Source organism: Kitasatospora sp. NPDC101447, assembly GCF_044767225.1.
Classification (GTDB): Bacteria; Actinomycetota; Actinomycetes; order Streptomycetales; family Streptomycetaceae; genus Kitasatospora.
Genome location: NZ_JBIWNL010000004.1, coordinates 307205 through 321166 on the forward strand (window position 1 = coordinate 307205; position 13962 = coordinate 321166).

Genomic DNA, 13962 nt, shown 5'->3' on the forward strand with positions numbered 1-13962 from the left:
GATCGAGCGATGCGGCTCCACGGCGGTCACCCCTGCCCTGAGCCGCCTTCAGGGCCCGCCCGCGGGGCGGCGACGGCATCGGAGACCAAGCCATGAGCAATGCGTCCAGCAAGCAGATCGCCGTGATCGGTGCCGGCCTGATGGGCGCCGGCATCGCCCAGGTGTCCGCGCAGGCCGGCCACCCGGTGGTGCTGCGGGACGTCACCGAGGAGGCGCTGCAGCGCGGCCTCGCGGGCATCCGCGCCTCGTACGAGAAGTTCGTCGCCAAGGGCCGGCTGAGCGCCGAGGACGCCGAGGCCGCGCTGGGCCGGATCACCACCACCACCGACCTGGGCGCCGTCGCCGAGGCCGACATCGTGGTCGAGGCCGTGTTCGAGCAGCTGGACGTCAAGGAGGCCGTCTTCCGCGAGCTGGACAAGCTCGCCAAGGACGGTGCCGTGCTGGCCTCCAACACCTCCGCCATCCCGATCACCCGGATCGCGGCCACCACCCAGCGCCCGGAGTCGGTCGTCGGCGTCCACTTCTTCTCGCCGGTCCCGATGATGAAGCTGGTCGAGCTGGTCCGCGGCTACAAGACCAGCGACGAGACGCTGGCCACCGCCCGCGCCTACGCCGAGGGCGTCGGCAAGGAGGTCGTGGTGGTCAACCGCGACGTGGCCGGCTTCGTCACCACCCGCCTGATCACCGCGCTGGTCGTCGAGGCCGCCAAGCTGTACGAGTCGGGCGTCGCCACCGCCGAGGACATCGACACCGCCTGCCGCCTCGGCTTCGGCCACGCGATGGGCCCGCTGCAGACCGCCGACCTGACCGGCGTGGACATCCTGCTGCACGCCGCCCACAACATCTACACCGAGACCAAGGACGAGAAGTTCGCCGCCCCGGAGATCATGGCCCGCATGGTCACCGCCGGTGACCTGGGCCGCAAGAGCGGCCGCGGCTTCTACCCGTACGAAGGCAAGTGAGCCGACGGGGCTGAACGACCCGGCGGGCCGTGCGATCGGAGCGTCGCGCGGCCCGCTCCGCCGGGTCGGGTGAGTTTCCTCACGCCGGGTGCCGCAGACGGGTGATTTGGGCGGTAATCGAGCGTAGGTGTGGAGACTTCCTGCGTATATTCCCTCGGACGAGTGAAGTTGCTTCAGATCCGGCCGGAACCAGCAACCTGCGGAGCAGGTTCGCCGTCAGATGGGGGAACCCGGCCTTCCGACCGGATCCGGGCGTGGGGCCGCGGCCCGCCCGGACGCACACTCCGCTCCCGCACCCGGTCCGGCCGGGTCGGCCCCACCCGCACCAGGCCGTCCAGGCGAAGGAGGAGAGCATGCGCATCACCGGCGACCACACGGCGCTGGCCATCGAAGGCCGCCTCGACGTGCGCACCGCCGCCGACGCGCGGGCCAAGCTGCACCAGGCCGTGGACGGCGGCCTCGGCGACCTCGTGCTCGACCTCGCCCGACTGGAGTTCTGGGACGCCACCGGCCTCGGCGTGATCATGGGCACCCACCGGAGGGCCGGCCGGATCGGCCGCCGACTGGTGCTGCGCTCCGTCCCGGCCCAGCTCCAACGACTGCTGGTGGCCACCAAACTGCACCGCATCCTGGCCGTCGACGGCGGCGTCGCCGAGGCGCACGGCATCGCCATGTAGCACGCCGCGGGCCGTACGTCCCCGCAACGTCCCTGGTCAGCGGTTCACGACCGCCCCCCGACCCGGACCGCCCTGCACGGGCGGGCCCGGATGTGCAAGAGTCTGCCCGTCAGAAACGGCCGCCGGGGCTGCCCCAGACCGCCCGCGGCCACGACCGGGAGACGTCAGCCGACCGGCCCGGGGCGCCGACGGCCGAGCACGATGCGGAGCAGAACGTGGCACAGCCATCCGGGGAGTTCCGGCAGGAGGCCGTCCGCACCCGCGGCGGCGAACTGGTCTCCGGCGGCCTGCTGGTGGGAGTCGGCGCCCCGGACGGTTCCGAGGCCAGGCCCTGCCCGGAGGAGTGGCGGCCCCGCCCGCGCCGGATCGAGCGCAGCGAACCCGCCCGCGGCCCGGCCGGCGGCGTCGGCCGCGCGGTCGGCCCGCTCGCACTCGGCGCCGGCCCGGCCGACCTGCCGCTGCTGGACCGCGAGGCGGACATCGCCGAACTGCTCGGCCTGCTCTCCGAAGGACGCTCGATACGCCTGGTCGGCCAGGCCGGCTCCGGTCGCAGCGCACTGCTGTCGGCCGTCGCCGAGGCTGCCGCCGACCTCACCCCCGGCGGTGTCGTCCAGCTCTGCGGCCACCGCCGCACCCTCGCCGACCTGCTCCAGGACCTCTTCACGGCCACCCACCACGCCCCCGGCTACCGTCCCGACCCGGACCAGCTGGCCGTCCACCTCGCCGAGGTCGGAGCCGTCGTGGTGATCGACGCCGCCGAACTCTCCGAAGCCGAGCTGGAGCAGCTGCCGGCCGTCGCCCCCGGCTGCGCCTTCCTGGTCGCGGCCGCCCCGGACAGCCCGCCGCTGCCGGCCGGCTCCCGGCTGCGGGACCACCTCGTCGCCGGGCTCTCCCGCTCCGCCTGCCTCGCCCTCACCGCCCGGCTGGCCGGGCGCCCCCTGGACGTCGCCGAGAAGGCCTGGGCGGTGGACCTCTGGTTCGAGTCCGAGGGCCTGCCGCTGCGCTTCGTCCAGGCCGCCGCGCTGCTGCGCCAGCGGGACGTCTCGGTGGACGCGCTGGTCGCCGCCGAGGACGACCGGATGGACGTCTTCGGCGCGGTCGAGGGGCCCGTCCGCGACCCCGACCCGGCGGTCCGGGAGGACGCGCTGCGCCGCACCGTCCCGCTGCCCTCCGTCGCGCAGACGGCCTCGCCCGCGGTCCGGCTCGCCGAGGGCCTGAGCGAGCCCGCGCAGGCCGTGCTGCGGCTCGCCGTCGCCCTCGGCGGGGAGTGCCCCACCGCGCCGCACCTGCCCGCGCTGATCGACGTCGGCCTGGGCGAGGCCGCCCTCGCCGAACTCTCCGACGCCGGGCTGACGGTGTCCATCGGCGGGCACCACCGGCTGACCGCCGGCGCGCTCGACCTGCTCGCCCCGGACTGGCCGGCCCGCGGCTGCGTGGACGGCGCCGCCCAGCACTTCGCCTGGTGGGTCGGGCACAGCTCGGTGACGCTGGAGCAGATCGCCGCCGAGGCCGAGGTGGTGATCGGCGTCCTGCTCGCCGACCGCAACGCCGGACGCCACGAGGCGGTGGTCCGGCTGGCCCGGGCGGCGGCGCCCGCGCTGGCGCTGGCGCTGCGCTGGGGCGCCTGGGAGCGGGTGCTGCAGCTCGGCCAGGAGGCGGCCCGCCGGGCCGGCTCGGCGAGCGACCAGGCCTGGTTCCACCACGAGGCGGGCGTGCACGCGATCTGCGTCCGGCAGCCGTCGAGGGCCGTCGCGGAGCTGGAGACCGCGCTCACCCTGCGGGCGTCCGCGGGGGAGCAGCGCGGGGTGGCCTCCGCACGCCGGATGCTCGACCTGCTGCGCGCCGACGGGCGGCAGCTGTCGGCCGCCGCGCCGGCGGTGTCCAGCCGGGCGCCGGTCATCCGCAAGATCGCGGCCAGGGTGCCGGCCCGGCTGAAGTCCAGCAGGCGGCGGCGGGTCGCCGTGGTCTCCACGGTCGTGCTGACCATGGGGGTGCTCGGGACGGCGGTGGCGATGAGCCTCACCGGGCCGGACGAGCACCGTTCGAACGAGCCGCACAGCGGCCGGATGGACCAGGGCGGCGGCACCCAGGACGCGCCGTTCCCGCAGCCCTCCGGCAGCGTCTCCCCGGGCGCGCCCGGCACCGTGCCGGGCAGCCCGACGGCGTCGAGCGGCAGCCCGGTGCCGTCGGTCAGCGGCAGCGCCTCGCACTCGGCGAGCGCCTCGCCGACCAGGAAGCCGAGCTCCTCGCCGGGGGCGAGCGAGTCGCCGACCGCCCAGCAGCCGCAGCCGACCGTCCCGGGTCAGTCGCAGCCGCCGAAGCCGGTGACCAGCCGCCCCACGACGGTGCCGACGACACCGTCGACCAGCCCGTCGACGCCGCCGGTGACACCCCCGAGCAGCCCGACGACCTCGCCGTCCTCGTCGCAGAGCCCGAGCGGATCGGCCACTCCGGCCGTTCCCGGGCTCTGAACGGTCAGAACAGCTTGAGCTTGTCGTCGTCGATGCCGCGCAGCTCGTCGTAGTCCAGCACCACGCAGCCGATGCCGCGGTCGGTGGCCAGCACGCGGGCCTGGGGCTTGATCTCCTGCGCGGCGAAGACGCCCTTGACCGGGGCCAACAGCGGGTCCCGGTTGAGGAGTTCGAGGTAGCGGGTGAGCTGCTCGACGCCGTCGATCTCGCCGCGGCGCTTGATCTCGACGGCCACCGTGGTGCCGTCGGCGTCGCGGCAGAGGATGTCCACCGGGCCGATCGCGGTCGGGTACTCGCGGCGGATCAGCGACCAGCCGCTGCCGAGCACCTCCATCCGGTCCGCGAGCAGCTCCTGGAGGTGTGCCTCGACACCGTCCTTGATCAGCCCCGGGTCCACCCCGAGTTCGTGGGACGAGTCGTGAAGCACCTCCTCCAGCGTGATGATGAGCTTCTCGCCGGCCTTGTTCTCCACCGTCCAGACCCCGTCGGCCTCCTTGAGGACGCACGGCGGGGACATCCAGTTGAGCGGCTTGTAGGCGCGGTCGTCGGCGTGGATGCTGACGCTGCCGTCGGCCTTGACCAGGATGAGCCTGGTGGCGGAGGGCAGATGGGCGGAGAGCCGACCGGCATAGTCGACTGAGCAGCGGGCAATTACGAGACGCACGGTCGACCACGCTAGCCCACCGGGGCCAGTTGATGCGATTCCGCGACGACGGGGTGAAGAAAGCGCGAACCCCGCGAACATTGAGGTCCGGCGATTCCGCTCCTGTTCGTCTCCTGCCCGCCGCGGTCTGGCGCCCGTCCCGTCCGGTCGCTACGGTGTGTGACGGCATGCTTGCGGGATCGCTGTCAACGGGGATGGAGACTTCAGATGAACGATCCGACAGGATCCGGCCAATCTGGTGCACCACACCGTATTTCCGGAGCAATCCCCAGGAATGACCGGCCTGCTCCGCCGTTGACTGCCACGCTGTTCTGAGCGCGGTCGGTGTTCGGGGCGTCACGTCCCGTACCGCCGCCGCTGGTCGCGAAGGTGCCGGCAGCCCCCGTCCCACGGTGTTCCGGACACCACACGCGATTCGCCCACCCTCACTGAGCTTGGACTACGCACGACCACCCGGGCGCCGCGCGGGTGGACCGCGAGAGGAGAATCCATGTCGCTCGACGTCTCACCGGCCCTGCTGGAAAAGGCTGAGCGGGGCGAGGTCGACGAGCGGGAATTCGTCGACTGCGTCCGCGTCTCGCTGCCGTACGCCTGGGAGCTGATCAGCTCGCTGGTCGCCCAGGCCAAGGTCGACGGCACCGACTTCGCCGACAACCAGGTACCGCCGCCCAGCGAGCAGGCCCGCGGCCAGCTGCTGCGCGCCCTGGCCAGCGATGCCATCCGGGGCGCCCTGCAGCGCCACTTCGGCGTACGGCTGGCCTTCCAGAACTGTCACCGGGTGGCGGTGTTCCTGCCGTCGGAGACCAACGACGCACGGTTCACGCGCTTCACCTCCGTCCGGGAGCAGCTGCTCAACCAGTCCGACGAACTGCGGGACTGCTGAGCCCCGGCAACCGACCGACGCGGTGCCACCGCGGCGCCGGCCGCCCCCGTCCCCCGGTGCGGGGGGAGGGGCGGCGGCCCGGGCCCGGCGGTGGGGGACGGGGGCGGCGCGCCCCTCAGCCCAGCTGCGGCAGCACCTCGGAGCCGAGCCGGGCGATGTTGTGCAGGGTCGCCTCGTGGTCGCCGCTGCCCTCGGCGAGCAGCGCGAAGCGGCGGATGCCGGTCCGCTCGGCGGTGGCCAGCAGCCGGTCGGCGCACTGCCGCGGGGTGCCCACCGCGTGCAGGTCGCAGAGGAGTTCGGTGTACTGGTGCGCGTCGCGCATCTTGCGCTCGCGGCCGTCCACGGTGCGGTGGGCGCCGAGCCCGTACTCGAACCAGCCGGGCATCGCGTTCAGCAGGGTGGAGCGGGCCGCCGCGGCGCGGTCGTCGACCTGCGCGACCCCGGCCGCCACGTGCCGGCGGCCCACCCGGCGCAGCTGCTCCTCGCTGCGCCCGGCGGCCAGCCAGGCGGAGCGGTACAGCTCCAGCATCCGCACCTTGTCGTCGTCCCCGGAGTGCATGCCGAGCAGCATCGGCAGTCCGCGCTCGGCGGCCAGTTTCACCCCGCCCGGGGAGGTGCAGGCGACCACCACCGGCGGGCCGGCCACCGGCCGTCCGGTGGCGGTGAGTTCCTCGCCGAGCCCCTCGTCGTCCTGGCGCTGGCGCGGGAAGCGCACCGGGCCCGCCTGCTCGCCGAGGCCGAGCCAGCTGCCCAGACCGGGCCGCCGCAGCGGTTCGGCGGCCCGTGGCACCACCGCCACCTCGGGGAAGCTGAACTGCGGGCCGTCCGCGCCCACCCGGGAGCCGCGCAGCCAGCGCAGCAGCAGGTCCAGCCGCTCCGGGAAGCCGTTCTCGAAGGCGTCCACGCCGTCGCCGAACACGTCCAGGTCGATCCACGGCCCGCCGCGGCCCACCCCGAGCGTGAAGCGCCCGCCGGAGGTGAGGTGCAGCAGCGCGGCCTGCTCGCCGAGCGCCACCGGGTGGCGGGTCGACAGCACGCTGACCGCCGTGCCGACGCCGATCCGGCGGGTGCGGCCGAGCAGGAGCGCGGCGAGCGTCGCGGCGTCCGGGCAGACCCCGTACGGGACGAAGTGGTGCTCGGCCAGCCAGACGCTGTCCAGGCCGGCCCGTTCGGCCTCGACGGCGGACCGGACGGTGCGCTCCAGCGCCTCGCCGTGGCTCTGCCCGGGGAACTGCGCGGACAGCAGGAACAGGCCGACCCGCACCGGCGCGGTGTCCGCCGACAGGGCCCCCGCGCGCTGCGTCGCGGGCAGCGGCTCGCCCGCGACGGCCGTCACCGGCGGGACGGTGGCCAGCGTCGGGCCGGGGGCCGACGGCCGGACCCCGACGGGTCGACGGGTCTCGGCACGGGCGCCGGTCTTGGTCATCCTTGGGCCTCCTCGGGTGCGCGCAGGGTCTGCGAGCCCCGCCTCTACCCCTTGTGGGTATCGGATGTCATGTGCCAATGGCACGCCGAACCCCGAATTTCCCTGATGATCGGGTGGATCTCGGTAAAAAGACCGGAGTGTCGGGCGGACCCGTGATAGTGGCCGTTCGGGGGGCCCGCCGGCCGTAGGCTGGAACGGCCCAGAGCCCCCGGAAGAGAGGCAGTCCGCCGTGTCGCCGCGCCGCAACCGGATCAAGAGCGCCGCCCCCCGCGAGAGCAGCCAGCCGGCCGCCCCGCTCGGCGGCTCGCTGCGCCGCACCGAGAGCTACCAGGGCGACGACTGGGTGGTCCAGACGGTCGCCGGGACGTCGGGGCGGGCCTACCGCTGCCCGGGCTGCGACCAGGAGATCCCGTCGGGCGTGGGCCACGTGGTGGCCTGGCCGATGCACGGCGCGGGGGTGGACGACCGGCGGCACTGGCACCGCGCGTGCTGGGGAGCGCGGGAGCGCCGGGCCTCCAACGTCCTGCGAGGCCGCGGCGCTCCGCGGTACTGACGGCCCCCGGCCGGGCCGGGCCTGCCGAACCGCCTCACGCGTCGCGCTTCTTGAGCACCAGCACGCCGCCGACCAGGGCCGCCGCGGTCCAGGCGAGGCAGATGAGGAAACCGGCCCACGGACCGTACGGCTGGCCGTGCTGCTCGTAGACCAGCAGCATCCGCGAGCCCGCGTAGTCGGGGAAGTAGTGGGCCAGGGTCTTGACCTTCGGCACCGCCGAGAGGATCGGCGAGAGCAGGAAGAAGAACGGCACCAGCACGCCGAGCGCGAGCGTCTGGTTGTGCAGCATCGTGGTGACGCCCGCCGAGAACAGGCAGAGCATCGTCAGGTACAGCGCGGCGCCGAACACCGCGCGCAGCACGTGCGGTTCGCCGATCGTGGTGGAGTGCGAGCCGAGCAGCGACTGGCCGACGAAGAAGGTGACGAAGGCCGTCACCAGCGAGACCGCCAGGGCCAGCGCGCCGAGGACCGCGGCCTTGCCGCCGAGCAGGGTGGCGCGCTGCGGGACGGCGGCCAGGGTGACCCGGATCATGCCGCTGCTGTACTCGTTGCCGATCGCCAGCACGCCGAAGACGATGATGGCCAGCTCGCCGAGCATGATGCCGGCGAAGGCCGTCCCGGTGGCGTCGAACGGGGTCTGCTCGTTGCGGCGGAACTCGGTGAAGTTGTTGTTGGTGAGCAGGGACAGCAGCGCGCCGATGCCGACGGTGACGACGAAGGTCAGCGCGAGCGTCCAGACCGTCGAGCGGACGCTGCGGATCTTCGTCCACTCGGAGCGCAGGATCGCCGGGTAGGACGCCATCTCAGTTCTCCTCCTGCTGTGCCGCGGCGGCCGGCCGGGCGCCGTCCGCCTTCCAGCCGGCGCCCCAGGCGCCGGGCGCGCCGGCCGCGTCCAGGCCCGGCCCGTCGCCCGCGTGGTACTCCACCGAGTCGGCCGTCATCTGCATGAACGCTTCCTCCAACGAGGCCTGCTGCGGGCTGAGTTCGTGCAGCACCACGCCGTTCGCCGCGGCCAGGTCGCCGAGCCGGGCGAGGTCGCCGTCGACCACCTCGTAGGAGCCGTCCGGGCCGGCCTCGTGCCGCAGGCCGGCACCGGCCAGCAGGTCGAGCAGCCGCTCGGGCTCGGGGCTGCGCAGCCGTACGGCGGAGCGGGAGTTGCGCCGGATGAACTCCGGCATCGGCAGGTCGGCGAGCAGCCGGCCCTTGCCGATGACCACCAGGTGGTCGGCGGTGACGGCCATCTCGCTCATCAGGTGGGAGGAGACGAAGACCGTCCGGCCCTCGCCGGCGAGGCGCTTCATCAGGTTGCGGATCCAGAGGATGCCCTCCGGGTCCAGGCCGTTGACCGGCTCGTCGAACATGACGATCTCCGGGTCGCCGAGCAGTGCGGAGGCGATGCCCAGGCGCTGGCCCATGCCGAGCGAGAAGCCGCGAGCCCGCTTGCGGGCGACGGGGGTGAGGCCGACCAGGGCGAGCACCTCGTCCACCCGGCGCTCCGGGATGCGGTTGCTCTGGGCGAGCCAGAGCAGGTGGTCGCGGGCGGTGCGGCCGGGGTGGACGGCCTTGGCCTCCAGCAGCGCGCCGATGTACTTGAGCGGCTCGCTGAGCTGTCCGTAGCGCTTGCCGTCGATGGTGACCCGGCCGCCGGTCGGGCGGTCGAGGTCGAGGATCATGCGCATGGTGGTGGACTTGCCCGCGCCGTTCGGGCCGAGGAAGCCGGTCACCACGCCCCGGGGGACGGTGAAGCTGAGCCGGTCCACCGCGAGCGTCTTGCCGTAACGTTTTGTCAGGTCGTGCAACTCGATCATTCGCGCTCCCTTACTCGCTGTCAGGCTAGGACAAACGGGATATCGCGGCCCGCTGAGTGGGTTCATCGGGCGTGCCGGAATACGGTGGGCGCATGACCGAGCTCCCTGCCGCAGTGTCCGTCCGCGAGAGCGGTACCGGAACACCCCTCGTGCTGCTGCACGCCTATCCGTTGAACGCCTCGATGTGGTCGTCCCAGCTGGACGCGCTGCCCGGCCTGACCGGGGACGGGGCCCGGGTGCTCGCCCCCGACCAGAGGGGGTTCGGCGGCACCGAGCTGGGCGCCGACACGCCCTCGCTGGACGCGGTCGCGGACGACCTCGCCCTGCTGCTGGACGCGGCCGGGATCGAGCGCGCGGTGGTCGGCGGGATCTCGATGGGCGGCTACGTGGCGCTGGCCTTCGCCCGCCGCCACCCCGGACGGCTGGCCGGTCTGCTGCTCGCCAACACCCGCGCCACCGCCGACAGCGACGCGGTCCGGGCCAACCGGGAACGGATCGCCGCCGCCGTCACCGCGCGGGACAGCGTGCAGCTGCTGCTGGACGAGCAGGTCGCGGCCGGGCAGCTCGGGCCCGACTCGCAGCACCTCGTGGAGCGGGTGCAGTCGATGGTCGCCGCCGCCTCGCCGGCCTCCGTCGCCTGGGCCCTGCGGGCCATGGCGGCCCGCCCCGACTCCCTGGACGTGCTCGCCGGGCTGCGGGTGCCGGTCGCGGTGGTGGCGGGCGCCCAGGACGCCCTGGTGGCGCCCGAGGAGGCCGAACTGATGCTGCGGGCCCGGCCGGACGCCGAGCTGACCGTCATCCCCCGGGTGGGCCACCTGAGCCCCCTGGAGGCGCCCGAGGCCTTCGACGCCGCCGTCCGGGCCCTGCTGCGGCGGGTGGCCGCCGGATGAACGAGGACGCGGCCGCCTGGGACTTCTCGGCGCTGGAGGTGAGCGGCCGGATGCCCGTGACCAACCGGAGCGAGGGGCTGGTCGAGCTGACCCTGGAACCGCTCGGCGAGGACTACTGGATGCGCCCGGGGGAGACCTTCATCGTCACCTCGTACGGCGACCACGGCTCCGGCCACCCCTTCGAGGTGCAGTACTGGCCCGACTCGGTCTCGGTCTGGTGCACCTCCTGGTTCGGCACCGTCTCCGACGACGAGGGCAACCAGCTGAGCAGCGGGCACCAGCGACCGGACGGCGCCTACCCCCGGTAGAACCGCCCGGGGTGATGACGGCACGACAGCCGGCAGGCCCTCACCCGGGCGGGTGAGGGCCTGCCGGCCGTCAGGTGCGGAGCTGCGTCAGCGCGACTGCTGGGCGGGCACGCCCATGGTGTCGTCGTTCGGCAGCGAGGCGGCGGCCACGGCCGCGCCGGTCAGCGTCGCCAGCATCTCGCGGACGTTGGTCAGCTGGGCGTTGATGCTGTCGCGGCGGTTGGTGAGCGCCGCCAGCTCGCGCTCGGACTCGCTGCGGATGCGGTCGGCCTTGGCGTTGGCGTCCGCCACGATGTCCTCGGACTGGCGCTGGGCCGTCTCGACGGTCTGGCGGGCGCGGCGCTCGGCGTCGGTGCGCAGCTTCTCGGCCTCCAGGCGCAGCTGCTCGGCCCGGTGCTCGATCTCGGCCAGGCGCTTCTCGGCCTTGGCCTGACGGGCGGCCAGGTCGCGCTCGGACTGCTCGCGGCGCTTGGCCAGGTTGGTCTCGAACTCCAGCGCGGCCTGGGCGGCCTTGGTGCGGGTCTCCTCGAAGAGGGCGTCCGCCTCCTCGCGCTTGTTCTGGGCGTCCTTGTTGGCCTCGGCGCGCAGCTGGGCGGCATCGCTCTTGGCCTTGTCGACGATCCGCAGACCCTCGTCCTCCGCCTTGGCCTTGCGGTCCTTGGCGTAGTTCTCGGCCTCGGTGCGGACCTGCTGGGCGGCGGCCTCGGCGAGCTCGCGGTGCTGCTCGGCGGCGCGGTGCGCCTCGTCGCGCAGGTCCTTGGCCTCCTCCTCGGCGAGCCGCAGGATCTTCTCGACCCGGGCACCGAGACCGGCGTACGAGGGCTCCTGCTCGACGACCGCCGCCTGGGCGGTCTGGGTCTCCAGGTGGAGCTCCTCGATCCGCTTCTCCAGCGCGCTGATCCGGGTCAAGGCACTGTCACGGTCGGCCACCAGCTTGGTGATCCGCTCGTCGACCTGGGCGCGCTCGTACCCACGGCGTACCAGGTCGAAGCCGTGAGGGGAGTGACTGTCGCTCATGGGGTTCTGGGCTTCCTGTCGTCAAACCGCTGAGGTGGTTGAGGGAATCCTGACACGGTACCGGAGTGTCGACGGCGAAATGCCGTTCTCTCGCGGACAATGTCCGCTCAATCGGGTGGTGCGTTCTTGGAGCGATTGCCACCCGACCGGGGGGAGCCAACTCCGGCACCGGCCTTGGCGCCCCCGTCCTTCTTGCTGCTTCCCCCGTTGGTCTGCGCGACCGGCGCAGGCGCCTCGAAGGCCTCCAGTGCGGACAGCACGTCCTGCACCCTGGAGATCTCCGTGTTGATGTCCTTGCGGCGGCGCACCAGCTCGTCCAGCTCGCGCCGGCCCTCGTCGGTGACCCGCTTCGCCTCGGCCTTGGCCTCGGCGAGCAGCCGCTCGGCCTCCGCCTTCGCCAGCTCGACCTGCTCGTCCGCGGTCTCCTCGGCGTCCCGCAGGCGCTTCTCCGCCTCCGTCGCCGCCCGCTCCAGCCGCTCCTCCGCCTCGGCCTCGGCCGACTGCAGCTTCGCCTCCGCCTTCTCGATGAGCGCCTCGGCGCGGTCGGTGGAGGTGGCGAGCTTGGTCTCCGCCTCCTTGAGCAGGCCCTCGGCCTTGCGGACCGCCGAGAGACGGACCTTGCTGGCCTCGGCGGAGGCCTCCGAGGTGAGCTCGTTCGCGCGGTCCTCGGCGGCGGCGACCAGCGCCGCGGCGCGGTCCTCGGCCTCGGCGACGGTGGCCACCGCCTGCTCCTCGGCCTCGGTCAGCTGCTCCTGGGCGGCCGTCACCAGCGCGTCCACCCGCTCGCCGGCCGACTTCATGGCCGCCGCGTTCTCCTTGCGGGCGCGCTCGTGCAGCGCCTCCACCTCGGCGTCGGTGCGCTCGCGCAGCTCCTCGGCGCGCTCGCGGATCCCGGTGGCGTCCCGGCGGGCCTCGGCGAGCAGCGCGTCGGCGTCCGAGCGGCCCTTCTCGACCTCGGCCAGGCCGCCCGCCTCGCCGGCGGCGACCAGCCGGTCGGCCTCCTTGCGGGCGGCGGCGACCATCGCGTCCGCCTGCTCCTCGGCGGCGGCGGTGGTGGCCAGCGCGGTGGTCTGGGCGTCCTCGCCGAGCGCCTCGGCGTCGGCGAAGGCCTTCTCCAGGACGGACTTGGCCCGCTCGCGGGTGGACTTGTCGAACTGCTCGGCGGCCTCCCGGGTCTCCGCGTCGTACGCGTCGGCCCGGGCGTGGGTGGCGCTGTCGTACTCGTCGGCCAGCGTGCGGGTGGCGAGGGCGTACTCCTCCGCCTCGGCGTGCAGCCCGCCAGCCAGCTCCTCGGCGTCGGCGACGGTGCGGGCGGCCCGGGCCTCGGCCTCGGAGACGGTACGGGCGGCCTGGGCGTCGGCGTCGATGCGCAGCTGCTCGGCGGTCTCCTGGGCGGCGCGCAGCTCGGCCTCGGCGTCCGTGCGCAGCTGCTCGTCGTAGGCGAGGGCCTCCGCGCGCTGCCGGTCGAGCTCGGCCTCGGCGGCCTCGCGCTCGGCGGCCAGCTCCAGCTCGGTCTGCTCGCGCAGGGCGGTGGTCTCGGCCTCGGTGCGGGCGCGCAGGTCGGCGGTCTCGCGGTCGGCGAGGTCGCGGACCTCGGCGGCGTACGCCTCGGCCGTCGCGCGCTGCTCGGCGGTCTCCCGGTCGGTGAGCTCGCGCTGCTCGGTCGTCTCGCGCTGGGCGAGGTCGCGGACCTCGGCGGCGGCCTGCTCGGCGGCCTCGCGAACCTCGACGGCCTCCTGCTCGGCGGTGGCCCTGAGCGCGGCGATCTGCTCGGCGGCGGCCTCGTGCATGCCGGCCACCGACTGGCGGACCTCGGCGGCCTCCTCCTCGGCGACGGCGACCAGTTCGGCGCCCTCGGCCTTCGCGGCGGCGATCAGCTCGGCGCGGTCGGCCTCGGCCTGCTCCAGCTCGGCCGCGGCCTCGCCCCGGATGCTGTCGGCGGTGGCGCGGGCCTCGGACAGCTCACGGCCGGCCTCGGCCCGGACGGTCTCGGCCTGCTCGTTGGCCAGCGCCAGCTCGGCGGCGGCCTTCTCGCGGACGGCCTTGGCGTCCCTGGCGGCCTCCGTCCGGCGCTGCTCGGCGGTGGCCGCGGCGCGCTCCAGCAGTCCGTCGGCGGCCTCGCGCTGTTCGGCGACGTAGGTGTCGGCGGCCTCGTGCTGCTCGGTGGCGTAGGTGTCGGCCGCTTCGCGCTGCTCGGCGACGTAGCCGTCCGCGGTCTCGCGCTGTTCGGTGGCGTAGGTGTCGGCGGCGGCGCGGACCTGGGCGGTCTCGGTGGCGGTGCGTTCGGTGAGGTCGGTGGCGTG

General features: G+C 74.2%; 12 protein-coding genes and 1 pseudogene. 7 read left to right on the forward strand and 6 right to left on the reverse strand.

From position 1 onward, the window contains the following. Window positions 1-92: 92 nt before the first annotated feature. The 3 genes from ACIRST_RS08430 to ACIRST_RS08440 all read left to right on the forward strand — a co-directional run bounded on the left by ACIRST_RS08430 (window position 93) and on the right by ACIRST_RS08440 (window position 4110). Entirely contained in the window at window positions 93-962 is an 870-nt protein-coding gene (locus ACIRST_RS08430; RefSeq protein WP_396544317.1) for a 3-hydroxyacyl-CoA dehydrogenase family protein, read from the forward strand. A 353-nt stretch (window positions 963-1315) separates the two neighbouring features. Further along, window positions 1316-1639 carry an STAS domain-containing protein gene (locus ACIRST_RS08435; protein WP_350522908.1) on the forward strand — a complete coding sequence of 108 codons (324 nt, stop codon included), beginning with the start codon at window positions 1316-1318 and terminating at the stop codon, window positions 1637-1639. Between the two features lie 215 nt (window positions 1640-1854). Next, window positions 1855-4110 (forward strand): ATP-binding protein, encoded by a 2256-nt coding sequence (locus ACIRST_RS08440; protein WP_402800846.1) that lies wholly within the window; start codon window positions 1855-1857, stop codon window positions 4108-4110. A gap of 4 nt (window positions 4111-4114) precedes the next feature. On the opposite strand, the gene nucS is transcribed toward ACIRST_RS08440, so the two are convergent. Continuing rightward, a complete protein-coding gene (gene nucS, locus ACIRST_RS08445; RefSeq protein WP_350522906.1) occupies window positions 4115-4774 on the reverse strand; it encodes an endonuclease NucS in 660 nt (219 codons plus the stop codon). Between the two features lie 490 nt (window positions 4775-5264). On the opposite strand from nucS, the gene ACIRST_RS08450 reads away from it, so the two are divergent. Further along, window positions 5265-5657, forward strand: coding sequence for an SCO5389 family protein (locus tag ACIRST_RS08450; RefSeq protein ID WP_350522905.1), 393 nt, complete (start codon window positions 5265-5267; stop codon window positions 5655-5657). Between the two features lie 115 nt (window positions 5658-5772). Here ACIRST_RS08450 and ACIRST_RS08455 read toward each other — a convergent pair whose 3' ends face one another. After that, complete coding sequence (locus tag ACIRST_RS08455) at window positions 5773-6921, reverse strand: LLM class flavin-dependent oxidoreductase (RefSeq protein WP_350523029.1); 1149 nt, start codon at window positions 6919-6921, stop codon at window positions 5773-5775. Between the two features lie 391 nt (window positions 6922-7312). Between ACIRST_RS08455 and ACIRST_RS08460 the strand changes: the two genes are divergently transcribed. Then, window positions 7313-7636 (forward strand): ATP/GTP-binding protein, encoded by a 324-nt coding sequence (locus ACIRST_RS08460; protein WP_350522904.1) that lies wholly within the window; start codon window positions 7313-7315, stop codon window positions 7634-7636. Between the two features lie 34 nt (window positions 7637-7670). Here the strand turns inward: ACIRST_RS08460 and ACIRST_RS08465 are convergent, their stop codons facing one another. Further along, on the reverse strand, window positions 7671-8438 hold the full coding sequence (locus tag ACIRST_RS08465; protein WP_350522903.1) for an ABC transporter permease subunit: 768 nt from the start codon (window positions 8436-8438) through the stop codon (window positions 7671-7673). A 1-nt stretch (window position 8439) separates the two neighbouring features. Then, the gene (locus tag ACIRST_RS08470) at window positions 8440-9444 is read right to left on the reverse strand and encodes an ABC transporter ATP-binding protein (RefSeq protein ID WP_350522902.1); all 1005 of its coding nucleotides are present in this window, start codon (window positions 9442-9444) and stop codon (window positions 8440-8442) included. 92 nt (window positions 9445-9536) lie between these two features. Between ACIRST_RS08470 and ACIRST_RS08475 the strand changes: the two genes are divergently transcribed. After that, window positions 9537-10334 (forward strand): alpha/beta hydrolase, encoded by a 798-nt coding sequence (locus ACIRST_RS08475; RefSeq protein WP_350522901.1) that lies wholly within the window; start codon window positions 9537-9539, stop codon window positions 10332-10334. Further along, window positions 10331-10642, forward strand: a complete 312-nt coding sequence (locus ACIRST_RS08480; RefSeq protein WP_350522900.1) for a hypothetical protein — start codon at window positions 10331-10333, stop codon at window positions 10640-10642. The genes ACIRST_RS08475 and ACIRST_RS08480 overlap by 4 nt, the downstream gene beginning before the upstream one ends. Window positions 10643-10729: 87 nt before the next feature. Here the strand turns inward: ACIRST_RS08480 and ACIRST_RS08485 are convergent, their stop codons facing one another. Next, entirely contained in the window at window positions 10730-11659 is a 930-nt protein-coding gene (locus ACIRST_RS08485) for a cellulose-binding protein (RefSeq protein WP_030057505.1), read from the reverse strand. Window positions 11660-11766: 107 nt separating this feature from the next. After that, window positions 11767-13962: pseudogene (locus ACIRST_RS08490) on the reverse strand (hypothetical protein); the annotation flags it as partial.